This window comes from Mycolicibacterium sichuanense (genome assembly GCF_033741125.1).
GTDB lineage: Bacteria > Actinomycetota > Actinomycetes > Mycobacteriales > Mycobacteriaceae > Mycobacterium.
Window position 1 is genome coordinate 91,763 of the sequence record NZ_JAWQPU010000004.1, and the last position, 24,820, is coordinate 116,582.

The 24,820-nt window shown below is 69.2% G+C and carries 22 protein-coding genes and 1 pseudogene; 12 read left to right on the plus strand and 11 right to left on the minus strand.

Going from position 1 to position 24,820, the window contains the following annotated elements:
* Positions 1-95: 95 nt before the first annotated feature.
* Positions 96-719 (plus strand): DUF3159 domain-containing protein, encoded by a 624-nt coding sequence (locus SBI80_RS13750; RefSeq protein WP_318975754.1) that lies wholly within the window; start codon positions 96-98, stop codon positions 717-719.
* Between the two features lie 41 nt (positions 720-760).
* Entirely contained in the window at positions 761-2,161 is a 1,401-nt protein-coding gene (locus tag SBI80_RS13755; RefSeq protein WP_318975349.1) for an MFS transporter, read from the plus strand.
* A gap of 3 nt (positions 2,162-2,164) precedes the next feature.
* Here the strand turns inward: SBI80_RS13755 and SBI80_RS13760 are convergent, their stop codons facing one another.
* Positions 2,165-2,824 carry a potassium channel family protein gene (locus SBI80_RS13760; protein WP_318975350.1) on the minus strand — a complete coding sequence of 220 codons (660 nt, stop codon included), beginning with the start codon at positions 2,822-2,824 and terminating at the stop codon, positions 2,165-2,167.
* A 49-nt stretch (positions 2,825-2,873) separates the two neighbouring features.
* Positions 2,874-3,548 carry a potassium channel family protein gene (locus SBI80_RS13765; protein WP_318975351.1) on the minus strand — a complete coding sequence of 225 codons (675 nt, stop codon included), beginning with the start codon at positions 3,546-3,548 and terminating at the stop codon, positions 2,874-2,876.
* Between the two features lie 109 nt (positions 3,549-3,657).
* Here SBI80_RS13765 and SBI80_RS13770 point away from each other — a divergent pair, with 109 nt between their 5' ends.
* The 5 genes and pseudogenes from SBI80_RS13770 to dxs all read left to right on the plus strand — a co-directional run bounded on the left by SBI80_RS13770 (position 3,658) and on the right by dxs (position 10,464).
* Entirely contained in the window at positions 3,658-5,649 is a 1,992-nt protein-coding gene (locus SBI80_RS13770; protein ID WP_318975352.1) for an APC family permease, read from the plus strand.
* Complete coding sequence (locus tag SBI80_RS13775; protein ID WP_318975353.1) at positions 5,646-6,854, plus strand: class I SAM-dependent RNA methyltransferase; 1,209 nt, start codon at positions 5,646-5,648, stop codon at positions 6,852-6,854. Before SBI80_RS13770 ends, SBI80_RS13775 begins: the two co-directional genes overlap by 4 nt.
* Positions 6,851-6,949: pseudogene (locus SBI80_RS28235) on the plus strand (AAA family ATPase); the annotation flags it as partial. The gene SBI80_RS13775 and the pseudogene SBI80_RS28235, both read left to right, overlap by 4 nt.
* A gap of 272 nt (positions 6,950-7,221) precedes the next feature.
* Complete coding sequence (nhaA, locus tag SBI80_RS13785) at positions 7,222-8,505, plus strand: Na+/H+ antiporter NhaA (protein ID WP_318975355.1); 1,284 nt, start codon at positions 7,222-7,224, stop codon at positions 8,503-8,505.
* A gap of 36 nt (positions 8,506-8,541) precedes the next feature.
* Complete coding sequence (dxs, locus tag SBI80_RS13790; RefSeq protein ID WP_318975356.1) at positions 8,542-10,464, plus strand: 1-deoxy-D-xylulose-5-phosphate synthase; 1,923 nt, start codon at positions 8,542-8,544, stop codon at positions 10,462-10,464.
* Positions 10,465-10,477: 13 nt separating this feature from the next.
* On the opposite strand, the gene SBI80_RS13795 is transcribed toward dxs, so the two are convergent.
* The gene (locus SBI80_RS13795; protein ID WP_413232720.1) at positions 10,478-11,809 is read right to left on the minus strand and encodes an HRDC domain-containing protein; all 1,332 of its coding nucleotides are present in this window, start codon (positions 11,807-11,809) and stop codon (positions 10,478-10,480) included.
* 1 nt (position 11,810) lies between these two features.
* Complete coding sequence (locus SBI80_RS13800) at positions 11,811-12,392, minus strand: DUF3000 domain-containing protein (protein ID WP_318975358.1); 582 nt, start codon at positions 12,390-12,392, stop codon at positions 11,811-11,813.
* A 78-nt stretch (positions 12,393-12,470) separates the two neighbouring features.
* Here SBI80_RS13800 and hemE point away from each other — a divergent pair, with 78 nt between their 5' ends.
* From hemE to SBI80_RS13820, 4 genes are all read left to right on the plus strand, one after another.
* Positions 12,471-13,532 (plus strand): uroporphyrinogen decarboxylase, encoded by a 1,062-nt coding sequence (gene hemE, locus SBI80_RS13805; RefSeq protein WP_318975755.1) that lies wholly within the window; start codon positions 12,471-12,473, stop codon positions 13,530-13,532.
* The gene (locus SBI80_RS13810) at positions 13,529-14,911 is read left to right on the plus strand and encodes a protoporphyrinogen oxidase (protein WP_318975359.1); all 1,383 of its coding nucleotides are present in this window, start codon (positions 13,529-13,531) and stop codon (positions 14,909-14,911) included. The genes hemE and SBI80_RS13810 overlap by 4 nt, the downstream gene beginning before the upstream one ends.
* 43 nt (positions 14,912-14,954) lie before the next feature.
* On the plus strand, positions 14,955-15,647 hold the full coding sequence (gene hemQ, locus SBI80_RS13815) for a hydrogen peroxide-dependent heme synthase (RefSeq protein ID WP_318975360.1): 693 nt from the start codon (positions 14,955-14,957) through the stop codon (positions 15,645-15,647).
* A gap of 135 nt (positions 15,648-15,782) precedes the next feature.
* Entirely contained in the window at positions 15,783-18,107 is a 2,325-nt protein-coding gene (locus SBI80_RS13820) for a putative bifunctional diguanylate cyclase/phosphodiesterase (protein WP_318975361.1), read from the plus strand.
* Here the strand turns inward: SBI80_RS13820 and msrB are convergent.
* The 4 genes from msrB to SBI80_RS13840 form a co-directional block, all read right to left on the minus strand.
* Positions 18,070-18,486, minus strand: coding sequence for a peptide-methionine (R)-S-oxide reductase MsrB (gene msrB / locus SBI80_RS13825; RefSeq protein ID WP_318975362.1), 417 nt, complete (start codon positions 18,484-18,486; stop codon positions 18,070-18,072). The genes SBI80_RS13820 and msrB overlap by 38 nt on opposite strands.
* Entirely contained in the window at positions 18,483-19,769 is a 1,287-nt protein-coding gene (gene aftC / locus SBI80_RS13830) for an arabinofuranan 3-O-arabinosyltransferase (RefSeq protein WP_318975363.1), read from the minus strand. The genes msrB and aftC overlap by 4 nt, the downstream gene beginning before the upstream one ends.
* A 20-nt stretch (positions 19,770-19,789) precedes the next feature.
* On the minus strand, positions 19,790-21,361 hold the full coding sequence (locus SBI80_RS13835) for an alpha/beta hydrolase (protein WP_318975364.1): 1,572 nt from the start codon (positions 21,359-21,361) through the stop codon (positions 19,790-19,792).
* Between the two features lie 67 nt (positions 21,362-21,428).
* On the minus strand, positions 21,429-22,223 hold the full coding sequence (locus SBI80_RS13840) for a pyrimidine reductase family protein (protein WP_318975365.1): 795 nt from the start codon (positions 22,221-22,223) through the stop codon (positions 21,429-21,431).
* A gap of 25 nt (positions 22,224-22,248) precedes the next feature.
* Here SBI80_RS13840 and zapE point away from each other — a divergent pair, with 25 nt between their 5' ends.
* Complete coding sequence (gene zapE, locus SBI80_RS13845; protein WP_318975366.1) at positions 22,249-23,283, plus strand: cell division protein ZapE; 1,035 nt, start codon at positions 22,249-22,251, stop codon at positions 23,281-23,283.
* Here the strand turns inward: zapE and SBI80_RS13850 are convergent, their stop codons facing one another.
* From SBI80_RS13850 to SBI80_RS13860, 3 genes are read right to left on the minus strand one after another with little or no spacing between them, the layout of a single operon-like run.
* Entirely contained in the window at positions 23,284-23,814 is a 531-nt protein-coding gene (locus SBI80_RS13850; RefSeq protein ID WP_318975367.1) for a GNAT family N-acetyltransferase, read from the minus strand.
* Positions 23,815-23,842: 28 nt separating this feature from the next.
* Positions 23,843-24,337, minus strand: coding sequence for a hypothetical protein (locus SBI80_RS13855; protein ID WP_318975368.1), 495 nt, complete (start codon positions 24,335-24,337; stop codon positions 23,843-23,845).
* A 48-nt stretch (positions 24,338-24,385) separates the two neighbouring features.
* A complete protein-coding gene (locus SBI80_RS13860; RefSeq protein ID WP_318975369.1) occupies positions 24,386-24,808 on the minus strand; it encodes a PPOX class F420-dependent oxidoreductase in 423 nt (140 codons plus the stop codon).
* Positions 24,809-24,820 lie beyond the last annotated feature (12 nt).

Sequence of the window (24,820 nt, forward strand, 5' to 3'; positions counted from 1 at the left end):
GCAGTTCCAGTTCCACCGAGGACCTAGTCGGTCCCGACGCCGACGGCCAGGACGCCGAATCCGCCGAACCCCAGGTCAAGCTCAGCGCGCAGGCGATCCTCGAGCTGATGGGCGGCATCAGTGGGCTGATCTATTCGTCGTTGCCCGTGCTGGTGTTCGTTCCGGTTTCGTCGTTCTTCGGGCTGAAGTGGGCGATCGGCGCGGCGCTCGGGGTGGCGGCCCTGATCCTGGTGTGGCGGCTGGTGCGTCACGAGAGCGTGCAACCGGCGGTGTCGGGCTTCTTCGCCGTCGGCGTCAGCGCCCTGATCGCCTATCTGGTCGGCGCCTCCAAGGGCTACTTCCTCCTCGGGATCTGGTCCTCGCTCATCTATGCCGGTGTGTTCGCGCTGTCGGTGCTGATCAGACGTCCCATCGTCGGGTACGCCTGGGGCTGGATCAACGGACACGGCAGGGACTGGCGCGGCGTGCGTCGCGCCCGCTACGCCTTCGACGCGGCCACCTGCATCTGGGCGCTGGTCTTCGCGGCGCGCTTCCTGGTACAGAACCGCCTATACGACCAGGACCAGACCGGGTTGCTCGGGGTGACGCGCATCGCGATGGGGTGGCCGCTGACCGCCGTCGCGGCGCTTGCGACGTACTTCGCGATCCGGACCGCGCAGCGGGCCCTGCACGCGGCAGAGGAGGCGGCCGAGGCCGCCCCGGAGGCGCACGCCGACTGACCGCGTCGCCGCACACCGCAGCCGACCGCACCGTCGTCGCGGTGGCGGTGCTCGCGTCGTTCGTCGCGTTCCTCGACGGCTCGGTGGTCAACCTGGCGTTGCCCGCCATCGCGGCCGACTTCGGGGGCGGTCTTGCGCTTCAGCAGTGGGTGGTGGACGGATACCTGCTGGCGCTCAGCGCACTGATACTCGTCGCGGGCGCGGTATCCGACCAGTTCGGCCGACTCACCGTGCTGCGGATGGGACTGGCAGTGTTCGCGGTCGCGTCGCTGGGATGTGCGCTGGCACCCGCCGGGTGGGTCCTGGTCGGCGCCCGTTGTCTGCAGGGCGTCGGTGCCGCCTTCCTGGTGCCCAGTTCACTGGCGATGATCAACTCGCGGTTCACCGGGGCGCGGCAAGCCGCCGCGGTGGGCACCTGGACTGCGTGGACCGGGACGGCGTTCGTGGTGGGGCCGCCGCTTGGCGGACTGCTGGTCGATGCGCTCAGTTGGCGATGGGTGTTCGGCATCAACGTGATACCGCTGGCCGTCACGCTGTACCTGAGCACCCGGCTCGGTCCCGCAACCGGGACGGGCCGCAGGTCGAAGCCCATCGACGTCGTCGGGGCCGCGCTGTGCGCGGTGGGATTGTCCGCGTCGGTGTACGCGCTCATCGAGGTGCAGCGGCTGGGGGTGACCCATCCCGCGGTGCTCGCCGCCTTCGTCGTCGGCGCCGGCTGCCTCGTCGCGTTCCCGTGGTGGGAGACGCGGGTCACCAACCCGATCATGCCGCTGCAGCTGTTCGCGACGCGCAACTTCGCGGTCGGCAACCTCGCGACGGTGTTCCTCTACGCGGCCGTCTCGCTGGGCACCATGCTCGTCGCCCTGTTCCTGCAGGAGACCGTTGGCATGTCGGCCTCACAGGCAGGCCTGGCGACGTTGCCGCTACCGGTGCTGTCGTTCTTCCTGGCTCGCCCGTTCGGAACCCTGGCAGGCCGGCATGGGCCACGGGTCTACATGGCCGTGGGCCCCGCGCTCGCGGCGGTGGGCTTCCTGCTGCTGACCTCGGTGCGGGTGCCGTTCGACTTCTGGACGCAGATGCTGCCCGGCCTGGTCGTCTTCGGCATCGGCATGTCCGTCACGGTGTCGCCGTTGACGGCAGCGGTGCTCGCCGCGGTTGATCAGGCGCAGAGCGGCATCGGGTCGGCGGTGAACAACGCCGTGTCCCGCATCGCGGGCCTGGTGGCCGTGGCCGTCATGGGATCGATCGTCGGCGCTGCAGTCGACTTCACCGGATTCCGGCACGGCGTGGTCGCGGTCGCGGTGTCGTTCGCCCTGGCCGGGGTGGTGTCGGCGGTGGGGATCAGCAACCGGCAGTGTGACACCGGCCGTCTCTCGCCCCAGGGCTGCGCCGGGTATGCCGACAAGGCGACGCCGCCGCCGGCGTTCACGGTGCCGGATTAGCCGTCAGCTCGGTCGCAGCAGAAGTTCGCGGAGCTGTTCCTCGACCTCGTCGACGGCCACGAATAGCAACTCGTCGCCGCCCTCCAGCGGCTCGTCGTCCTCGGGCACGATCACCCGGGACCCCCGCAGAATCGTCACCAGCGCGGCGTCGCGGGGCAGCTCAAGGCGTTTGACCGCCTTGCCGCCCCACGGCGTGTCGTCGGGCAGCGTGATCTCGACCAGGTTGGCCTGGCCCTTGCGGAAGCTCATCAGCCGCACCAGGTCGCCCACCGACACCGCTTCCTCCACCAGCGAGGCCAGCATGCGAGGCGTGGAGACCGCCACGTCGACGCCCCACGCCTCGTCGAAGAGCCACTCGTTGCGGGGATCGTTGACGCGGGCCACCACGCGGGGGACGGCGAACTCCGTCTTGGCCAGCAGGCTCAGCACCACGTTGGCCTTGTCATCACCGGTCGCCGCGATGACGACGTCGAAGTCCTCGAGCCCGACCGCCTCCAGCAGGCTCAGCTCGCAGGCGTCACCGAGACGCCACTGTGCGGCCGGGATGGCGTTGGTGTCGACGTGATCGGGATTGCGCTCGAGCAGCGTGACCTCGTGGCTGTCGACGAGTTCTCTGGCGATGGACCGGCCGACGGCTCCGGCCCCGGCGATGGCGACCTTCACGGCTTCCTCACACCCTCTGCTCCTCGCGTCCGCACGACACCCTCTCGCATCACAGGTCCTCGGCGTCCTCACCCGGCGGCAGCGCCGCGATGGCCATGGCCTCGGCGACGTGTCCGGAGATGGCGGCCAGGTAGACCTGGTCGCTGGCTTGGATGACGGTCTTCTTGTCGGGCAACAGCCCGGTACCGAATCGCAGCATGAAGGCCACCCGGCCGCCCGTGACCGCCTCCAGCGCCGTCACCCGGTGCCCGACCCAGCCCTCGTGCAGCGGCAGCTCGGCCACGGCGACGTTCCCGGTGGGATCGCGCCACTTGGTGGTCTCGCTCTCGCGGGTGAGGACGTTGAGCAGGCGGTCGGTGGTCCACGGCACGGTGGCGACCGTCGGGATGCCAAGGCGTTCGTAGACCGCGGCGCGCTTGGCGTCGTAGATGCGGGCGACGACGCGCTCCACACCAAAGGTCTCGCGCGCGACGCGCGCGGAGATGATGTTGGAGTTGTCGCCGGAGGATACTGCGGCGAACGCGCCCGCACCTTCGATTCCTGCCCGCAGCAGCACTTCCCGGTCGAATCCCATCCCCAGGACCCGCTCACCGGGGAATTCGGGGGACAGCCTGTGGAAGGCGGTGCCGTCGCGGTCGATCACGGCCACCTCGTGGCCGATCCTCGCCAGGCCGTCAGCCAGCGACGCCCCAACTCGGCCGCATCCCATCACGACTACACGCACGCGTCGATCCTCCCAGTGTTTAGGCAGAAACGGATTGTGGCGAACCCGCGCACCCGGAACGCTACAGCTTTCGAACGGCCGGTTGCCGTTGGGCTTACTCTTGGCACTCGTGTCCAAGCTTTCGACCGCCGCCCGCCGGCTGGTCCTCGGAAGACCCTTCCGCAGCGACAACCTGACCCACACCCTGCTTCCGAAGCGAATCGCGCTGCCGGTGTTCGCCTCCGACGCCCTGTCGTCGGTGGCGTACGCGCCCGAGGAGATCTTCCTGGTGCTCTCGGTGGCGGGCCTGACGGCCTACTCGGTGGCTCCGTGGATCGGCCTGGCGGTGGCAGCCGTGATGCTCATCGTGATCGCGAGCTACCGGCAGAACGTGCACGCCTATCCGTCGGGCGGTGGCGACTACGAGGTGGTGACCACCAACCTCGGCCACACCGCCGGGTTGACCGTGGCCAGCGCGCTGCTCGTCGACTACGTGCTGACCGTCGCGGTGTCGATGGCCTCGGCGATGTCCAACATCGGGTCGGCGGTGCCATTCATCGCCCAACACAAGGTGCTGTTCGCGGTCGCGGCGATCCTGATCCTGGCGTCACTGAACCTGCGCGGCATCCGGGAGTCGGGCACCGCGTTCGCGATCCCCACCTACGCCTTCATGATCGGCATGTACGTCATGATCGGCTGGGGGCTCTTCCAGATCTTCGTCCTCGGCGATCACCTCAAGGCCGAGACGGCGGACTTCACCGTTGCCTCCGAACACGGGGACGTCCTCGGTTTCGCGATGGTGTTCCTCGTCGCGCGGGCGTTCTCCTCGGGATGCGCCGCGCTGACGGGCGTCGAGGCCATCAGCAACGGCGTGCCCGCGTTCAAGAAGCCCAAGTCGCGCAACGCCGCAACGACGCTGCTGCTGCTCGGTGGCATCGCGGTCTCCCTGTTCATGGGAATCATCGTGCTGGCCAAGGAGACCGGGGCCAAGGTGGTGGACAACCCCGATCAGCTGGGCGGCGCGCCGGCCGGGTATCACCCGAAGACGCTCATCACCCAGCTCGCCAATGCGGTGTTCGACGGTTTTCCGGTCGGGCTGTACGCGATCGCGGGTGTTACGGCGCTGATCCTGGTGCTCGCCGCCAATACGGCCTTCAACGGATTTCCCGTGCTCGGCTCGATCCTCGCCCAGGATCGCTACCTGCCCCGTCAGCTGCACACCCGAGGTGACCGGCTGGCGTTCTCCAACGGCATCCTCTTCCTGGCCTTCGCCGCGATCGCGTTCGTCGTCGCGTTCAACGCCGAGGTCACCGCATTGATCCAGCTCTACATCGTCGGCGTGTTCGTCAGCTTCACGCTCAGCCAGATCGGGATGGTGCGGCACTGGACCCGGTTGCTGCGCACCGAGACCGACGGCACCGAACGCCGCAGGATGCAGCGGTCCCGCATCATCAACGCCATCGGCCTGATCTGCACGGGCGCGGTGCTGGTGGTCGTGGTCATCACCAAGTTCCGCGCGGGCGCCTGGATCGCAATCCTGGCCATGGGGTTCCTCTTCATCCTCATGAAACTGATCCACAAGCACTATGCGACCGTCACACGGGAGCTGGAGCGGCGGGCCGCCGAGGAAGGCGACGTGGTGCTGCCCAGCCGCAACCACGCCATCGTGCTGGTCTCCAATCTGCACCTGCCCACCAAGCGGGCGCTGGCCTACGCGAGGGCCACCCGGCCCGACGTGCTCGAGGCGATCACGGTGAACGTGGACGACGAAGAAGCCCACGACCTGGTGCACAAGTGGGAGGACAGTGAGGTCACGGTGCCCCTGAAGGTCATCGCCTCGCCCTACCGCGAGATCACCCGCCCGGTACTGGGTTACGTCAAGCGGATCATCAAGGACTCCCCGCGCACCGTGGTCACCGTCTTCATCCCCGAGTACGTCGTCGGGCACTGGTGGGAGCAGGTGTTGCACAACCAGAGTGCGCTGCGACTCAAGGGCCGGCTGCTCTTCGAGCCGAACGTCATGGTGACATCGGTTCCCTGGCAACTGAATTCGTCGGAACGCCTCAAGAGCATCGAGGAACAGCCGGCCCCGGGGGACGCGCGGCGGGGATTCCTGGATTGACCGCCGTCGACACCGAGCTGGAACTGACCGTCGGCCCGCCGGCCAACGGTGGCAGTTGCATCGCCCGCCACGACGGGCGCGTGGTCTTCGTCCGTCATGCGCTGCCCGGTGAAGTGGTCCGTGCCCGGGTCACCGGTGAACGCGGAAGTCACTGGCACGCAGACGCAATCGAGATCGTGCAGGCCTCACCGGACCGCATCGACTCACTGTGTCCCATCGCCGGCGTCGACGGCGCGGGGTGCTGCGACCTGGCCTTCGCGACACCGGAGGCCGTCCGTCGCATCAAGGGCGACGTGGTGGGGAACCAGCTCGAGCGGCTCGGCGGGCACCGCTGGCAGGGACGGGCCGAGGAGCTCGGGTCGGCGGGTGCGACGGGCTGGCGCACCCGGGTGCGATTGGACGTCGCGGCCGACGGAGTTCAGGCGGGGCGGGCGGGCTTTCACCGCTACCACAGCGGCGATCTGGTCACCGAGCTCACCTGCGGCCAGGTGCCCGCGAGCATGCTCGCGGGATTGTCCGAGTCGACGTGGGCGCCGGGTGCGCAGTTGCACGTCGCGCTGGACGACGACGGCGTACGGCATGTGGTGCAGACCGGCCCGCGCTCCGACCGCAAGGCCACGACGCGGGTCGTCGACGGCGCCTACGAGGCGACCCAGCGGGTCGGCGAGCGGACCTGGCGCATCCCGGTCACCGCCTTCTGGCAGGCGCACCGCGACGCGGCGAGCGTCTACAGCCGACTGGTGCGCGAGTGGGCCCGCCTCGAGCCGGGAATGACGGCTTGGGACTTGTACGGCGGCGCAGGCGTATTCGCGGCGGTACTGGCGCAATCGGTGGGCGAGAGCGGGCACGTCGTCAGCGTGGACACCTCCCGCGGATCGTCGCGGGCGGCCAGGGCGGCACTCGCCGACCTGGACTGGGTCGAGGTGCTCACCGATTCGGTGCGTCGCGCACTGGCCGCGCAACGGCACCGGGCCGACGTGGCCGTGCTCGATCCTCCGCGCACCGGCGCGGGCCGCGAGGTGATCGATCAGCTGGCTGCCGCCGAGGTGCCCCGCATCGTGCACATCGGTTGCGAGGCAGCATCATTCGCACGCGACGTTGGGCTCTACCGCGGGCATGGCTATGCAGTGGAGGAAATTCGGGTGTTCGACTCCTTCCCGCTTACCCATCACGTGGAGTGCGTCGCGGTGCTGTCCCGCGCGTGAAACGCGTCTTGGTGACCGGCATGTCCGGCGCCGGCAAGTCCACGCTGCTCGCCGAACTCGCCGCCAGGGGATACCGAACCGTCGACACCGACTACGGCGACTACTTCGAGACGGTCGACGGGGAAGAGCTGTGGCGCGACGCCGAGATCGCCGAGACGCTGACCTACCTCGCGGAGGTCGAACCACTTCTGAGGGCATCGGCGACGCTCGAGGTCGTCACCACCGTCGGGGTCGGGGCCGTCGCAGATGCGGTGCTGGCCCACGTACGCCAGCGGTGACGGTGCCGATCCCTTCCCGCTAGGGTGGCACGTGGTGTGCCGGGAAGTCTGGTCGGCGGCGCTTCGATGCTGTCCACCCGAGGGGAAACGTGACCGATCCCGCCGATGCACTCCGCAGACGCCTATTCACCCGTGGTTCCTGGCCCGAGGCCAACCGGCTCGCCGAGACGCTTCGCCGGGAGACGGTCGGCGGAATCCTGCTCCTCGTCGCGGCCGGGCTGGCCCTGGTGTGGGCGAACTCACCGTGGGCGTCGGCGTACCGGGCGGTCTCGGAGTTCACCGTAGGGCCCGAACGGCTGCACCTGCACCTGAGCGTCGCCTCTTGGGCCGCCGATGGTCTGCTGGCGATCTTCTTCTTCGTCGTGGGGTTGGAGCTCAAACGCGAGTTCGTGGCGGGTGATCTGCGCGACCCCGCCCGTGCTGCGCTCCCGATCGCCGCCGCGGTGGGCGGGATGGTCGTTCCGGCCGGCATCTTCCTCGCGGTCAACCTGGTCACCGGGCACCCCGAGAACCTCGATGGCTGGGCGGTACCGATCGCCACCGACATCGCCTTCGCGCTCGCCGTGCTGGCCGTGCTGTCCACCCACCTTCCAACCGCACTGCGGACGTTCCTGCTGACCCTGGCGGTGGTGGACGACCTGTTGGCCATCACCGTGATCGCGGTGTTCTTCACCGATCACCTGGCGGTGGGTCCGCTAGCGCTCGCGCTGGTGCCAGGAGGGTTGTTCGCGGTGGCCGTGCAGCGGGGGATCCGGCACTGGTGGGTGCTCCTGCCGCTGGCGGTCGCGACGTGGGCGCTGGTGCATGCCAGCGGTATCCACGCCACGGTCGCCGGTGTGCTGCTCGGCTTCGCGGTCCCGGTGCTCGGCCGGCATGCGTCGGCCGAATCCTTCGAGCACCGGTTGCGGCCGCTGTCGGCGGGGTTCGCCGTGCCCGTCTTCGCGTTCTTCGCCGCGGGGGTGACCGTCGGCGGCTGGAGCGGGCTGGGGGACGCCCTCGGCCATCCCGCCACCATCGGCGTCATCGCGGGCCTCGTCCTCGGCAAGCCGGTGGGGGTGTGGTCGACGGCGTTCTTGCTGGCGCGATTCACCCACGCGAGCCTCGACGACGACCTCGCCTGGCGGGACGTGCTCGGTGTCGCGATGTTGGCCGGCATCGGGTTCACGGTGTCGCTGCTGATCGGCGAACTCGCGTTCGGTTACGGGACGGTGACGGGTGCCGACGTCAAGATCGGGGTGCTCACCGGGTCGGTCGTCGCGGGCGTGCTGGCCGCCGTGGTCCTGGTCAGCCGCAATGCCGCGTATCGACGCATCGCGGTGCTCGAGACCACCGATGCCGATGCCGACGGTGTGCCCGACGTCTACGAGGCTTGACGGGCCGGCCGGGCTACCCGTGCGTAAACTGGCCCAATGCTCTCTAAGATCCGCGGCCCCGCAGATCTGCAGCACCTTTCGCAGTCGCAGATGGACCAGCTCGCGGCGGAGATTCGCGACTTCCTGATCCACAAGGTTGCTGCAACCGGCGGACATCTCGGCCCCAACCTGGGCGTCGTCGAACTGACGCTAGCCCTGCACCGGGTCTTCGACTCGCCGCACGACCCGATCATCTTCGACACCGGCCACCAGGCCTACGTCCACAAGATGCTGACGGGACGCTGCGCCGACTTCGACGACCTCCGCAAGAAGGGCGGCCTGTCGGGCTACCCGTCGCGCAGCGAGAGCGAACACGACTGGGTCGAATCCAGCCACGCGAGCACCGCGCTGTCCTATGCCGACGGGCTTGCCAAGGCGTTCGAGCTGAGTGGACACCGCAACCGGCACGTGGTCGCCGTGGTCGGCGACGGGGCGCTGACCGGCGGCATGTGCTGGGAGGCGCTCAACAACATCGCGGTGTCGCGCCGCCCCGTCATCATCGTCGTCAACGACAACGGACGTAGCTACGCGCCCACCATCGGCGGGTTCGCCGATCACCTGGCCGGCCTGCGGCTGCAGCCGGGGTACGAGCGACTCCTGGAGGAGGGCCGCAAGGCCGTCCGCGGACTCCCGCTCATCGGCGAGTTCTGCTACCAGTGCATGCACGGTGTGAAGGTCGGCATCAAGGACGCCTTGTCGCCGCAGGTGATGTTCACCGACCTGGGGTTGAAGTACGTCGGTCCGATCGACGGCCATGACGAGCACGCCGTCGAGGCGGCGCTGCGCCACGCCCGCGGGTTCAACGCCCCGGTGATCGTGCACGTCGCCACTCGCAAGGGCATGGGCTACGGGCCTGCCGAGTCCGACGAGGCCGAGCAGATGCACTCGACGGGAATCATCGACCCGCTGACCGGCCTGGCGACGTCCGTCGCCGCGCCCGGCTGGACCTCGGTGTTCTCCGACGAGCTGATCAAGCGGGCGGCGACCCGCCGCGACGTCGTCGCGATCACCGCGGCCATGCCCGGCCCGACGGGTCTGAGCGCCTTTCGCACCCGCTATCCCGACCGCTTCTTCGACGTCGGCATTGCCGAACAGCACGCCGTCACCTCGGCGGCGGGGCTGGCGATGGGTGGCATGCACCCCGTGGTGGCGATCTACTCGACGTTCCTGAACCGGGCGTTCGACCAGGTCATGATGGACGTGGCCCTGCACCGCCTGCCCGTCACCCTGGTGCTGGACCGCGCCGGCGTGACCGGCCCCGATGGCGCCAGCCACAACGGGATGTGGGACATGTCGGTCCTCGGCATCGTGCCGGGCATGCGCGTCGCTGCTCCCCGCGACGCCACGCGACTGCGCGAGGAACTCGGCGAGGCCCTCGAGATCAAGGACGGACCGACCGCGATCCGCTTCCCGAAGGGCGACGTGGGCGAGGACATCCCGGCTCTCGAGCGCCACGACGGCATCGACGTGCTGGCGGTGCCCACCGATGGGCTGTCTCAGGACGTGCTGCTGGTCGCGATCGGGTCGTTCGCCTCGATGGCTCTCGCGGTGGCCGAACGGCTCCGCAATCAGGGCATCGGCGTGACCGTCGTCGATCCCCGCTGGGTGTTGCCCGTGCCCGCGGTGCTCGGTCCGCTGGCCCAGGCACACAAACTCGTCGTCACCGTCGAGGACAGCGGTGTGCACGGTGGTGTCGGATCGTCGGTGTCGGCAGCGTTGCGCCACGCCGAGATCGACGTGCCGTGCCGTGACGTCGGCGTGCCGCAGGAGTTCCTGGCCCATGCCTCGCGCAATGAGATCCTTGCCGAGATCGGCCTGACCGACCAGAACGTCGCCCGTCAGATCACCGGGTGGGTGGCGGCGCTGGGCAGCGCGGTGAACGAGGCGGCGGAGACCGACCGCATCGACCGGACGCGCTGACCGCGCGGGGCGATCAGTCCTGCGGGTCCTCGGGCGGCGCCACTGCCGTCGTCAGTGCGTCGGCGATCACCGGCACCGTCAGCTCGCGCTGCCACGGCCGGGCCCCTGCCTCGGAGAGGAACGCCTCGATGGCTGCGGCAGCGTCGGGCACCGGCTGCCAGTCCCATACCAGCCGTCGCACCAGCTCCGGGGTCAGGAGATTCTCGGTGGGCACCGAAACCCGTCGTGACAGTTCGTTGAGCCCCGCGCGAACCGCCTCGAGCCGTTCGGCTGCCTCGGGCTTACGGCGACTCCATCGCACCGCGGGTGGAGGTCCGGTCTGCTGCTCGGACGCCCTCGGAAGGTCGTCGGTCTTGCGGGCCCGCGCCAGTGCCTCCAGCCAGGCTCCTGCACTGCGGCGCTGACGGGAACCGCCGAACACCGGCAGCGAGACCAACTTCTCGACGGTCTCTGGGTCGCTGGTGGCGGCATTGATGATGGCGGCGTCGGGCAGGATGCGCCCCGGTGCGATGTCGCGCCGCTGCGCGATGAGGTCACGCGTGGTCCACAGCTCGCGGACTGCGGCGAGGGTTCTCGGGTTCTTCACCTTGTGGATCCCCGAGGTCTTGCGCCACCGATCGCGTCGCGTCGGCGCGGCCACGTAGGTCCGCAGGTGTTCGAATTCCTCTGCAGCCCAACGGGTCTTGCCTTGAGATTCCAGTTCGGCGGCAACCGCGTTCCGCAGCTCGAGCAGCACCTCGACGTCCAGCGCCGCGTAGTTCAGCCACTCTGCCGGCAGTGGGCGCTTGGACCAGTCCGCGGCGCCGTGGCCCTTCATCAGCTGCAGGCCGAGCAGTCGCTGCACCATCGCCGCGAGGTTCACCCGGTCGAAACCGGCCAGCCGCCCGCCCAATTCGGTGTCGTAGAGCCGCGGTGGCACCATGCCCAGCTCGGCCAGACACGGCAGGTCCTGATCGGCGGCGTGCAGTACCCACTCGTCGGTATCCAGCACGTCGGCCAGGGGCGCCATGACGATCATCGGATCCTCGCCGTGGCCCACGGGGTCGATCAGGACGGTGCCCGCGCCCGCGCGCCGGATCTGAATCAGGTAGGCGCGATTGGAGTAGCGAAAGCCCGACGCCCGCTCGGCGTCGATCGCGAACGGTCCGTGTCCGGTCACCAATTGCTCTGCCGCGGCCAGGATCTCGTCGGACGTCACCGCAACGTCGGGAACGCCGTCGGCGGGAGCCAGCAGCGGGGTGGGCTCGGGTCCGGTGGGCTCGACCGAGTCGTTGCCGGTTTCCGTGTCGTCTTCGCGCGCGGCCTCGTCGGGGCCGGCGTCACCAGTGGGCAAGCCGTCCGTCATGTCACGCGCGCGTACGTGCGCCCAGGTTGGTGACCCCGGTGGGCGGAAGGCCGGCCGCATGTTCGAGCACCTCGCAGAATGCCTGCACATGGGGTCCGAGTTCCAGGGTGGTCGCCGTCCAGGAGGCGCGGAGCTCGAGTTGGTGGGCGCGCGGCGGCCCGGAGATGTCGCCGTACCGGACCGACGTGGTCGCCGTGACCGTGCCGCCGAGCGCGGTGACGTGGTCCTGATGAGCGGCCAGCGCGTCGACCAGCCAGCTCCAGGCCACCTCGGGGAGAAGCGGATCGACAGCCTCGCTGGAATCGAGATCGGCCTGGATGTAGGCCACCAGGCGCATGGTCCCGTCCCAGGCCTCCGCGCCCTCGGGGTCGTGCAGCAGGATCAGTCGCCCGAAGGCGTCGTCGTCGGATCGCTCCGGCACGATCGCCGTCTCGGGGTGGCGGACCTCCGCGCCGAGGGCGTAGCTGTACGGCGCCAGGCGCTGGGGCGGCCGGATCGGGCCAAGCTCGATCTCGGGCCGGACGGTGGTGGCGTTCATCGCCTCCACCGCAGCCCGAAACTGAGCCGGCTCGACGGTGGTCATGGGGTTTGACGCTAGCTGATTCGGGCAAGGGGCCGCGAAGGCGCGCCGAAGGGTTGCCGCATGGCAGCATGGGGGCTGATGAATACCCGTCGTGAGCTGCCGGAGTCGCCCTATCTGACCGCGGCCGCAGGCCGTAAGCCGAGCCGTGTCCCCGTGTGGTTCATGCGGCAGGCTGGCCGGTCGCTGCCCGAGTACCGCGCGCTGCGGGCCAAGAACACCATGATGCAGGCCTGCTTCGACGCCGAGCTGATCACCGAGATCACCCTGCAGCCGGTCCGCCGGCACGGTGTGGACGCCGCCATCCTGTTCTCCGACATCGTGGTGCCGCTGCGGGCGTCGGGCATCGATCTGGACATCGTGCCGGACGTCGGCCCGGTGATTGCCCACCCGATCCGCACCGCCGCCGACGTGGCGGCGCTGCGACCCCTCGAGCGCGAGCGGGTCGCCCCCGTCGCCGACGCGGTGTCGCTGCTGGTCGCGGCGCTGGGCGACGTCCCGCTGATCGGGTTCGCGGGCGCCCCGTTCACGCTGGCCTCCTATCTGGTGGAGGGCGGCCCGAGCCGCAACCACGAGCGCACCAAGGCAATGATGCTGGGTGAGACCGAGCTGTGGCACGAGCTGATGACGGCGCTGACCGACGTCACGATCGGCTTCCTGCGCACCCAGCTGGACGCTGGGGTGGATGCGATCCAGCTATTCGACTCGTGGGCGGGCACGTTGTCGTTGGCCGACTACCGCTCCTACGTGTTGCCGCACAGCACCAGGGTGTTCGAGGCCCTCGCCGGTGAAGGGGTCCCGATGACGCACTTCGGCGTGGGTACCGCCGAACTCCTTGGCGCCATGTCCGAGGCCGTGTCCGCTGCCGATGCGCCCGTGGTCGGCGTGGACTGGCGCACGTCGCTGACCGATGCCGCGGGCCGGGTGCGACCGGGGGTCGCGCTGCAGGGCAACCTCGACCCGGTCGTGCTGCTGGCGGGGTGGCCGGTGGTCGAGCGGGCGGTGCGCAACGTCGTCGACGACGGTCGCCGGGCCGTGGACGCGGGAGCCACCGGGCACGTGTTCAACCTGGGGCACGGCGTGTTGCCGCCCACCGATCCGGGCATCGTCACCGAGGCGGTCGCCCTGGTGCATTCGTTGTGAGTGTCCCGTCGTCGGCGCCGTCGTATTGCGTCGTCGGAGGCGGCATCTCCGGCCTGACCGCTGCCTACCGGCTGCGCCTGGCGGCGGGACCCGGCGCGGCGATCACCCTGTTCGACCCGGCCGACCGGCTGGGTGGGGTGCTGAGGACCGAGCGGATCGGCGGCCAGGCGGTGGACGTCGGCGCCGAGGCGTTCGTCGCACGACGACCCGAGGTGCCTGCACTGCTCGCCGAGCTGGGTCTGTCGAACCGGCAGATCGGAACGACGGGCGTGCGGCCGCTGATCCTCGCCGGGGGCCGGTTGCACGCCATGCCGCAGGGCACTCTTGGGGGCATTCCCGCCGAGGCGTCGTCGGTCCAGGGCCTGGTCGACGGCGTGACGTTCGCTCGGATCGCCGCCGAGCAGTCCCGTCCGTTCTCCTGGCGCCCGGGTGCCGATCCGACCGTCGCCGAGCTCGTCGGTGACCGCTTCGGCGAGCAGGTGGTCACCCGATCGGTCGACCCACTGCTGGCGGGTGTGTACGCCGGTTCGGCGTCGACCATCGGATTGCGTTCCGCCGCACCGACATTGGCGACGGCACTGGACGGTGGCGCCCCGAGTCTCACCGACGCGGTCAGGGCGGCGCTGCCCCCGCCAACGGGTGGGTCGGTCTTCGGGGCGGTCGACGGGGGATATGCCGTCCTGCTGGAGGCCCTGGTCCGCGAGGCTCGCATCGACTGGGCCAGAGTCGCGGTGCAGAGCGTCGCGCGCGGGCCGGACGGCTGGAGCCTGACCGATGACGAAGGCAGGCGCTGGCACGCCGACGCGGTGGTACTGGCCGTTCCCGCTCCGCGGTTGCCGGCGCTGATCGAGGGCGTCGCCCCGAGGTCGGCGGCGGCGGCACGGCGAATCGAGGTCGCGTCCGCTGCGCTGGCGATCCTTGCACTTCCTGGCGGCACACCACTGCCCGAGAACTCCGGCGTGCTCGCCGCCGCGGGGGAGCGGTTGCACGCCAAGGCGATGACCTTCACCTCACGCAAGTGGGGCCGGCGCGGCAACGTCGAGCTGGTGCGCCTGTCCTTCGGCCGCTTCGGCGACGGCCTGGCGCGCAATGTCGGCGACGAGGATCTGCTCGCGTGGGCGGCGGCGGACTTGGCCGCGCTCTTCGGAATCGGCACCGAACCGGTCGATTGCCGCGTGCAGCGCTGGATCGACGCCATGCCGCAGTACGGCCCGGGCCACGCCGGGCTGGTCGCGGAGATCCGGGCCGGTCTCCCGCCGACCCTCGCCGTGGCCGGTGGTTACCTGGACGGCATCGGCGTGCCTGCGTGCGTGGCCTCGGGTGGCCGGGCGGCTGCGGCGCTGGCCGCGGCGACGGTCGCCCGCCAGACCAGCCGCTGACCGACCCGCCGGGAACCGCGGGCCGCGTGGCACGATGGTTCCCATGGCCAAGCTCGACTACGACGCCCTCAACTCCATGACGAGATACATGATGATCTCGGTATTCTCCGTGCAGCCGGAGGCCCTGGGAGAGGACAGAGCCGCCGTCGCCGACGACGTCGCGACGTTCCTCAAGCAGCAGGAGGAGAACGGCGTCGTCGTCCGCGGTCTGTACGACGTCGCCGGGTTCCGCGCCGACGCCGACTTCATGATCTGGACGCATGCCGAACGAGTCGAGGACCTGCAGGCCACCTATCGTGCCTTCCGGCGGACGTCGCTGGGCCTGGTCAGCGACCCCGTGTGGAGCGTGGTGGCGTTGCATCGTCCTGCCGAGTTCAACAAGAGTCACGTCCCGGCCTTCATCGCCGGCGAGGATCCCGGTGACTACGTGTGCGTGTATCCGTTCGTCCGATCGCTGGAGTGGTACCTGCTTCCCGACGACGAACGCCGCAAGATGCTCGTCGAGCACGGCATGGCGGGACGGGAGTATCCCGACGTGCGGGCCAACACCGTGCCGGCGTTCGCGCTCGGTGACTACGAGTGGATCCTGGCGTTCGAGGGACCGGATCTCGGCCGCATCGTCGAGCTGATGTGGAAGCTGCGCTACACCGACGCACGACGACACGTGCGCGAGGAGACGCCGTTCTTCACCGGTCCTCGGGTCGGCGCCGAGGAGCTCGTCGCCCGCCTTCCCTAAGGCGCAGGTCCTGCCATGAGTTTGCTGGCAGGAGCAGACCTGGTCCCTGGCCGGCGCTGGGACGCTCGATGAAGGCATTCCCCTTGAATTTCATACTCGTTCCCCGAAACCGGTCGTTTTTGCTAGCCTCGGCAGATGGCGAGGATGACGGGGGTGGCCTGGGCCGCTGGCGCCTTCCTCGTCGCACTCTGTACGTGGTTCATCGTCGGTGGCGGTAGCCAGTCGACGCTGCGCATAGCCGGTAACGTGGCCTGCCTCGGTTTCGCGGTGTTCGCCGCGGTGTGCGTGCTGCTGGCCGCCCACCGCGCCACGGGTCGGCAGCGACTGGCGTGGGGATTCATCGGCATCGGTCTGGTGGGTTGGGTGATCGGTTCGGCCATCTGGATGGCATGCGAGCTGGTGTTCGAGATCCCACCGTTCCCATCGGTCGCGGACGCTGGCTACGTGGTCTTCCCGATCGCGACGTGCGTCGGATTGGCACTGCTGACCGGCGGTCGGCACGGGCCATCCCGTAGTCGGCTGGCCCTCGACGGGCTGATCACCGCCACCGCCCTGCTCCAGATCGCCTGGGTGGTCGTGCTTCACGGGGTGTACGACGCGGGTGGCAGCGACCGCGTCGCACTCGGGCTGTCGCTGTTCTATCCGACGGGCGACGTCGTGGTCATCACGATGGCCGTGCTGGTGCTGACCCGGGTTCGCCAGGGCCGGCGCCGGGCACTGGTCCTGCTCACGGTCGGCGTCGTCCTGATGGCACTGTCCGACAGCGCCTTCGTCTATCTGAGCGCGCACGACGCCTACCACGGCGGCACCATGGCCGACGTCGGCTGGCTCACCGGACTCGTCGTCATCGGCACCGCCGGTCTGAGCGCGATGCACGAACCGGCCACCTCGATGCCGTCGGTCCAGGGAGCGACCAGATCGGCGCTGTGGCTTCCCTACGTTCCGGTCGCCTTCGCCGCCGTGGTGTGCGCGCCGAGCAATCTGCGCCAGCCCGGGACGGCAGCGCTGTTCGGGTCGACCGTGGTCCTCGTCGCTGCGGTGCTGTTGCGGCAGTTCTTCGTCGTCCAGGAGAATCGCCGGTTGCTCGCTGCCGTCGCCGACCGGGCGATGCGCGACCCGCTCACCGGCCTGGCCAACCGAACCCTGTTCAACGATCGCCTGGCCCACGCGATGGCATTGCACCAGCGCGATGGCCAGGGGTTGGCGGTACTGTCCCTGGACCTCGACGACTTCAAGCTCGTCAACGACAACCTCGGTCACCACGCCGGCGACACCCTGCTGGTGCTGGTCGGTCGACGCATCCAGGGTTGCGTACGTACCGGGGACACCGTGGTCCGGCTCGGCGGCGATGAATTCGCGGTGCTGATGGAGGGTAGGGCCGAGCAGTCGAAGATCGTGGCACACCTGGTGATGGCGGCCTTCGACGAGCCGTTCCCGGTCGACGGCCACGATCTGCTGCTACGGCCGAGCATCGGTCTCGCCCTGACCAACGACGAGACGGAGATCACCGGGGACGTGCTGCTCAAGCAGGCCGACGTGGCGATGTACTCCGCCAAGCGCTCGCGGACCGGCGGCGTCCGCACCTACGACGCGGAGATGCACCTCGCCGAACTGCCCGAACCGTCGCTGGCGACCACGGCACTCGGTGGAGCCGCAGGCAATGGCGCGGGAACGGTCCGGCTGCTCGGCCAGCTCCGCCGCGCGATCGACCACGGCGAGCTGAGCCTGGTGCACCAACCCAAGTTCAGGCTGCGCGACGGCGCGCTGGTGGGGGTCGAGTCCCTGGTGCGCTGGCCGCACCCGGAGCGCGGGATGCTCAAACCCGACCAGTTCCTGCCGCTGGTCCGCGAGCACGGGCTGATGAGGTCGGTGACCGACCTGGTCGTCAGCTTGGCGCTCGACGACGTCGCCCACTGGCATGCCGAGGGGCTGCGGGTGCCCATCGCAGTGAACGTGTTCGCGCCCTCGCTCTGCGAGCTCGCCCTGCCCGATCGCATCCTGCGGTCACTCCACGACCGCGGGTTGAACCCCGATCTGCTCACCATCGAGATCACCGAGGATCTCCTGCTCGGCAACCTCGACCGAACCCGCACCGTGCTGGAACGGTTGCGCGCGCACCGAATTCGAGTCGCCATCGATGACTTCGGCAGCGGCTACTCCACCCTCGGCTACCTGTGCGAGCTGCCGATCGACGAGGTCAAGCTGGATCGGCAGTTCATCGCCCCGGTGTTGGTCGACGCCCGGGCGGCTGCAGTGGTGCGGGCCGTGGTGGATCTGGCGCACGTGCTCCGCTTGACGACCGTCGCGGAGGGGGTGGAGAACAAGGCCACGGGGACGATCCTGCTCGACTACGGCTGCGACGTGGCGCAGGGCTTCCACTACAGCCCGCCGCTCACCGCCGCGGAATTGCGCGACCAGTACCTCAGCTCGTCGGCACCAGCTTCAGCGAGATCGAGTTGATGCAGAAGCGCTGATCCGTCGGCGTGGGATACCCCTCGCCCTCGAAGACGTGTCCGAGATGGCTGTGGCAATTGGCGCAGAGCACCTCGACCCGATGCATCCCGCCGGAGTCATCGGAGCGCAAGATCACCGCGTCCGAATCGGCCGGATCGAAGAAAGACGGCCAGCCGCAATGAGATTCGAACTTCTCGGTGCTGCGAAACAGTTCGGCGCCACACGCCCGGCACTGATAGACGCCCTCGGCCTTGGTGTCGGTGTACTCACCGGTGAAGGGGCGTTCGGTGCCGGCCTGGCGCAGCACGGCGAACTCCTGCGGAGTCAGCTTTGCGCGCCACTCGTCGTCGGTCAGTCGAACCTTGGCTTCCGAGCTGGGGGTCATGCCTCAACGCTAGCGCGGTCCCGTTCCTTCGTCATCCACGCCGGGTCGATGCCCTCGTCGAGGCGTCCCTCGGCCTTGGCGTCGAGGTACCGGAAGTACAGCACGCAGAACACGACGACCAGCATCAGCGACCAGCCGTAGGTGATCTTCATGTACTCCAGGAACCGGCCGGTGGTCAGCCAGTAGATCAGGAGCCAGCGGTCCATCGTCATGAAGCCGTAGATCGCCAGCCACGCCACCCAGTTGCGCAGCACCGAGTTCGGCAGCACGACGGTCATCAGGAACGGAAACAGCATCATCGAGTAGTAGCCCTGGCCAAGTGCGGTCACCAGGAACGTGGCGATCAGCAGGACCCCGGATGAGGTCAGCATCCAGAACAACGGGTCGCGCTGCCGGTAGAAGCGGTACAGCAGGTAGAGGCTGCCAACGGCCAGCAGTCCGAAGATGATGCGCAGCAGCAGGATCAGCCATAGTGGCAAGCCGTAGTAGATGCCGTTGCCCTGGATCGAACTGTTGAAGTAGTCCCGCACCCGGAAGATGTACGGCACGGTGTTGCGCACGAAGTCCATCGGGTGGCTAACCAGCGGCCAGGCCGCGGCGTTGAACAGCAGCGGAACGCCGAACGCAGGGATCAGCGCGCGCCATTGTCGGTTAAGCACCGGAAGCAGCAGCAGCGGAGCCAGCGATGGCTTGATCACCAGTGTGAGTCCGATGGCGACGCCGGCGAGCCACTGGTGGTTGACCTTCCCGTCCAGCAGCCACCGGAAGAAGAGCACCTCGCACAGCAGGATGCAGCCGTTGATGTTGGTGAACACCAGGGTGTTGGTGACGCTCTCGGTGCAGAACATGGCCAGCAGCAGCGCGGGGGCGGCCACCGAGGACAACGAGAACTTGAACAGCCGCAACAGGAAGTAGGCGGCCAGGATCACGGCGACGGCGTTGAAGGTGATGAACCAGTAGCGGGCCGCGTCGACCGGCAGGTAGCCGAACGGTGCGAGCAGCAGGGTGCCGCCGGGCGGATACAGGTAGTGCGGATCGACCTGATCGAAGTGCTCGTTGTAGATGTCGAGCCCGAGCTTGAAGTTCACGACCGCGCGGTACACCGGTCCGAAGTCGTCGGTGATGTAGCCGTTGGTGCCCAGCACGTACCCGCGATGGATGACCGACAGGATCGCGATGGGCCACAGCACCGATCGCAGGACGTTCGCCACGCTGGGGGCAGAGGTGCGGGGCCGGAAGGCTCTCACGAGGGTGTCAGGTACCGCCACCAGCGCACCGTACACCGCACCCCTGGGGTGGCCGGCTAGGCGGGGCAGTACGTGTCGGTCTCGGGAACCTTGCCGCTGCTCAGGTAGGACAGCACGGGCGGGATTGCGCACGTCGAGTAGATGCTGGCCCCATGGCCGACGCCCTGCCACATCACGCGCCGGTTCGCCGCTCCGGAGTTGATGATGGTCGCCGCCACGGCGGCCACGCCCTCGTTGCCGACGACCGGGTCGTTCTGCACACCGAGCAGCAACACGGGCACCTTGAGGTCCTGCGGGTCGCGCGGGGTCGAACCGCTGGGCCAGGCAAGGCAATTCACCAGGTCGAGGGCGCCGACGGTGCCGAATTCGGGATAGAGCTTGTTCCATTGGACGACGAGCTCGCGCACGCGGTCGGGCGTCGGGCGATTCAGCGAGTCGCTGCACGAGTTCACGAACTGGCCGTCGGTCTCGCGCCTGGTCTGGGCGTCGTTGATCAGCGCGTTCAGGCCGCCGACGTCGCCTCCGCGGGCGGCGGCGAGGGTGTTGGCCAGGGCGGTGGTCGAGGCGACGAAGTCACCGCGCGGGAACGCCAGCGCCGTCGCGATGGCATCGGCCAGCGCGGCCACCGACGCTCCACCGGGTCCCGCGCCCTGCTTGGCGCTGGCCAGCATGGAGTCGATCGCACCCTTCGGGTCGGGGCCCAGCGGGCACGCCGAGGCGATGCACTGGCCGACGAAGGCGTCCAGGGCGGCCTGCTGGCCCTTGACCTTCTGTTCGGCTCTGGCCTCGGCGGCGATGCCGAGCGGCAGCGGAGAGTCCAGCACCAGGCGGGACACCTTGTTCGGATGCGAACCTGCGTAGGCCAGCGCGACCTGCGCGCCATTGCCAACGCCCAGCAGCGCGATGGTGGGGACGTCCCAGGTGCTGCGTAGCCGTTCGATGTCCTCGGCGGCGTGCGCGTTGTCGTAGGCCGAGTCGCCTGGGGCAATGCTGTCGGTGCAGCCGGTAGTCGCCGTCTGGACGATGGCGCTGAGGCTGGCGACCGGATCGTCACCCGAGGCGAACTGCGCCTGGTCGAACATCTCCTGCCGGCTGAACAGGTCGCGGCAGTCCAGTGCGCCAGAGGTGCCGATGCCGCGGCGGTCGACGGCGACCACGGGGTTGGTCTTCAGTACGTCGGCCCCACCGCGGGAGAGCCACACCGGCAGCTGATCCGACGACGGCAGGTCGGTTCCGGTGGTCATCACCAGGGGCCCGGCATTGGCCGGCGTGGCGGCGGACTTCGCCCGCACGACGCCGATGCTCAGCGTGCCGGTGGCGCCGCTGATGGAGTCCAGGTCGGCGTCGTAGCTGGCGCACTCCAACGTCACGCCGGGGACGGCGGGCACGCCGGCCTGACCGAACGTACGAGTCGTGCAGTCCTTCCACCCCAGCGAGTCATTCTTGGGAGCCTCGATTGGGGGTGGGCTGGCGGGGGCGGGCGTGCTCTGCGGCGCACCCTGCGGGCCGGCACCCGTGTCGGTGGCGAAGCGTGGGTTGGCGGCCAGCCCCGGCGCGCAACCCGCCAGCACGACAGCCGCGACGGTGGGCAGACACAGGGCCCTGAGCAGCTGACGATGCCGACGCATGGGCACCACATTAGCGATCACCGCGCGCGGCCCCGCCCAGCCGCCGAGCCACGTCGGGGTCGTCGCGTCATTCGTCCTTGACGTAGCGCGTGTAGAGGTAGCCGTCGTCGTCGGTTAGCAGGTGGCTCCGACGCATCCGGGTGTGGGCCTCACCCGATCCAGTGGCGATGCGGCGGGCCTGCCCTCCGACGAGCACCGGCGCGAGCGTCACGCAGAGCTCGTCGAGCAGGTCGTGCTCGATGAGCAGGCTGATGAGCGACGGTCCACCCTCGGAGAGCACGCGTCGTAGACCGCGGTCGGCGAGGATCGCCAGCACGAGCGTGGGGTCGACGCGGTCGGGGTGGGCGCCTGAGGCATCGATGACCTCGGCCAGGGACCCGAAGCGCACGGTGGCGTCGTCGACGGTGTCCCGACACGTCATGATCAGCGGCGGCACCTCGGTGCGGGTGAAGATCTTGGCGTCGTGCTCGAAGTCGGCACCGTGGGTGACCACGGCGATCGGTGGCAGCTCGGCCTGGCCCCGGCGTTGGCGTTCCTGCCGCTGGGCAAGGGACATCTGCGCGCCGGAGTAGTTCTCGATGCGCACGGTCGAGGCGCCGACGAGGACGACGTCGGCCTCCTGGCGCATCCGGGAGAAGATCGCGCGGTCCCCGAGCCCGGCCAGGCCGCCCGACTTGCCGTCGTCGGTGGCACCCCCATCGAGGCTGGAGATCATGTTGGCCCGCACCCAGCAACGGTCGAGGTCCGGCGGGTAGGCGTAGAACGCGGCGAGGCGCTCGTCGTCGTCGGTGTCGAACGGCACGCCCGACGGTCCCAGCTCTGTGAGCTCAGTCGCAGCATCGGCATCGGACACGTGGACCATTGCAGCACGCCGATACAGTGCGAGCATGTCTGGGGCCAACGGTGTCACTCATCTAACCGATCGGCATCCGAGCGTGACGCCGGAGCGGCTGGTCGAAGGCCTGGTGCCCCCGCCCACGTTCGCCGACGTCAGCTTCGACTCCTACCGTCCCGATCCGAACGAGCCGTCGCAGACGTCGGCCGTGCAGTCCTGCCGGACGTTCTGCGAGCAGGCCGTGGCGCGGCGGGCGGGCAAGAAGAAGCTCTTCGGCAAGCGCGAGGTCCTTCCCGGTGTCGGCATGTACCTCGACGGCGGTTTCGGCGTCGGCAAGACCCACCTGCTGGCTTCGACGTACTACTCGCTCGCCGATGCGGACGCCGGGCCTGCGGCCTTCGCCACGTTCGGTGAGTTGACGCAGTTGGCGGGCGTCTTCGGCTTCGTCGAGTGCATCGAGCTGCTCGCCGGCTACGTGGTGGTGTGCATCGACGAGTTCGAGCTCGACGATCCGGGCAACACCACCCTGATCTCCCGGTTGCTGTCGGCCTTGGTCGAGCGCGGGGTGTCGATTGCGGCGACGTCCAACACGCTGCCCGAGCAGCTGGGTGAGGGCCGCTTCGCTGCGCAGGACTTCCTGCGCGAGATCAACACGCTGGCAGGCATCTTCACGACGGTGCGGATCGAGGGTCCGGACTACCGGCACCGCGATCTACCGCCGGCGCCGGTGCCGCCGTCGGATGAGGCGGTGCGCGCGGCGGCCACCGAGGTGGCCGGTGCGACGCTCGACGAGTTCGACGCCCTGTGTGCGCACCTGGCAACCATGCATCCGTCGCGGTATCAGGCGCTCATCGACGGGGTCACCGAGGTCTTCATCACCGGTGTCCATCCGCTCGACGACCAGAGCGTCGCGTTGCGGCTGGTGGCCCTGACCGATCGCCTATACGACGCGGGCATTCCGGTGGTGGCCTCGGGGTCGAAGCTGGACACGGTGTTCAGCGAGGAGATGCTCGCCGGCGGGTTCCGCAAGAAGTACCTGCGCGCGACGTCGCGACTGCTGGCGCTGACCGCCGCGGGCGCGCACTGACTACAGCGGGCGAACCATCACGTAGTCGTTCTCGACGTGGCTACCGAGGCGAAAGGTCTTGGTACCGCTGGCGGTGAAGCCGTGCTTGGCGTAGAAGCGTTGCGCGCGTTGGTTTTCCTGATTCACACCCAGCCAGACGCCCACTGCGCCCAGGCTGCGGGCGGCCTCGAGCGCGGCCGTCATCAGGGTGCCCGCCACGCCGGCGCCGTGGTCGCCGGGTGAGACGTACATCTTGGACAGTTCGACGGCCGGCCGGATCGTGACTGCGCGCTGGACGTCGATGTCGTCGGCGACGCCGCGAATCAGCATGGCGTAACCCGCGATTCGCTCGCCGTCGCGCGCGGTCAACACCAGCCGATGGGAATCCGTGAGGTAGGTCGCGAAGCGCTCCCGGGACAGGTTCTCGGCGATGAAGGCGTCGACGTCGTCGGGGGACACCGCGGGCGGGCAGGCAAGCGGGAACGTGGCGGCGGCCAGGTCGGCGAGTTCGGGAAGGTCGGCGGCGACGGCCGTGCTCACGTCGACGGGCATGCCTGCGCCGATCCGGATTCCGCTGGGCTCAGAGGTTCCATTGGGCGAGGTGGGTGCCGGTGACCTTGTCGAGCAGCACCACGTTGGTGACCAGGTCGCGGTAGACGTCCCAGTACACCCCGCCGCTGACGGTGGAACCCGGGGGAGCGTTCTGAAGCACGGCCCGCAGGTCGTCGGGGACGTCGGTGGGGCGGGGCTTGTAGGCGTCGGCGATCGGCGTCACGCCGTTGAAGTCGAAGACGATCGAGGTGATGTACGGGTTGGGCGCCTTGATGACGTGCACGGTGACGTTGGCCCGGTACACCTGGTACCGCGGGCCGCGCGGCGGATAACCGAATCCCGGTGGTACGTCGACGAGGTCGACGCTGGTCACGGCGACGTCGGCCACGATGCTCATGTAGTCGACGCGCAGGACCTCACCCAGCCTGCCTATCGGCGCCACCGCGGAAGCCCGTGGGGCTGGCGCGGCCAGAACGCCCGTCATGGCTAGCCCGGCAACGAGCAATACCAACCAGCGACGCATGCCTCGCATGATTGCACACCACCCCGAGGCCGGGAAGCCGATCGGCCGTCAGGGCGCCCAGGGGCCGTGGCCGCCGACCTTGTCGATCTGGATGCGGGTCAGCAAACCTGCGGGGGAGTTGGGCGGGGGGAAGTGCTCGCTGGAACCCAGCATCGCCTCGGCCAGCTGGGTCAGCAGTTCGGGCGCACCACCCTCGACGATGCGGGCGGTGCCGGTGATCGCGAGATATTGCGTCTGCTGGCCCGGCGGCGTCGGGCCGACGACGGTGAGCGCGACCCGTCCGTCGCGACGGACGTTGCGGGTCTTCCTGTACTCGTTCAGGTGCGCGCTGACGATCTCGTCGCCCTCGGCCGTCGATTGCAGGGCGACCCAGACGAGCGACACCTGCGGGCTGCCGTCGGGGTTGATGGTCACCAGGGTGGCGTCTGCCCCGGCGCCGATGAGGGCGCGGGCGGAATCGTCGAGTTGCATGACCTCTTCTAC

Bases quoted from the DNA above. Each gene is read 5' to 3' on its own strand.
- hemE (WP_318975755.1), top strand. From the start codon at position 12,471: ATGAATACCCGTCGTGAGCTGCCGGAGTCGCCCTATCTGACCGCGGCC.
- SBI80_RS13840 (WP_318975365.1), bottom strand. From the start codon at position 22,223: ATGGTCCACGTGTCCGATGCCGATGCTGCGACTGAGCTCACAGAGCTG.
- zapE (WP_318975366.1), top strand. From the start codon at position 22,249: ATGTCTGGGGCCAACGGTGTCACTCATCTAACCGATCGGCATCCGAGC.
- SBI80_RS13850 (WP_318975367.1), bottom strand. From the start codon at position 23,814: ATGCCCGTCGACGTGAGCACGGCCGTCGCCGCCGACCTTCCCGAACTC.
- SBI80_RS13860 (WP_318975369.1), bottom strand. From the start codon at position 24,808: ATGCAACTCGACGATTCCGCCCGCGCCCTCATCGGCGCCGGGGCAGAC.
- SBI80_RS13835 (WP_318975364.1), bottom strand. From the start codon at position 21,361: ATGCGTCGGCATCGTCAGCTGCTCAGGGCCCTGTGTCTGCCCACCGTC.
- SBI80_RS13820 (WP_318975361.1), top strand. From the start codon at position 15,783: ATGGCGAGGATGACGGGGGTGGCCTGGGCCGCTGGCGCCTTCCTCGTC.
- dxs (WP_318975356.1), top strand. From the start codon at position 8,542: ATGCTCTCTAAGATCCGCGGCCCCGCAGATCTGCAGCACCTTTCGCAG.
- SBI80_RS13855 (WP_318975368.1), bottom strand. From the start codon at position 24,337: ATGCGTCGCTGGTTGGTATTGCTCGTTGCCGGGCTAGCCATGACGGGC.
- hemQ (WP_318975360.1), top strand. From the start codon at position 14,955: ATGGCCAAGCTCGACTACGACGCCCTCAACTCCATGACGAGATACATG.
- msrB (WP_318975362.1), bottom strand. From the start codon at position 18,486: ATGACCCCCAGCTCGGAAGCCAAGGTTCGACTGACCGACGACGAGTGG.
- SBI80_RS13795 (WP_413232720.1), bottom strand. From the start codon at position 11,809: ATGACGGACGGCTTGCCCACTGGTGACGCCGGCCCCGACGAGGCCGCG.
- SBI80_RS13800 (WP_318975358.1), bottom strand. From the start codon at position 12,392: ATGACCACCGTCGAGCCGGCTCAGTTTCGGGCTGCGGTGGAGGCGATG.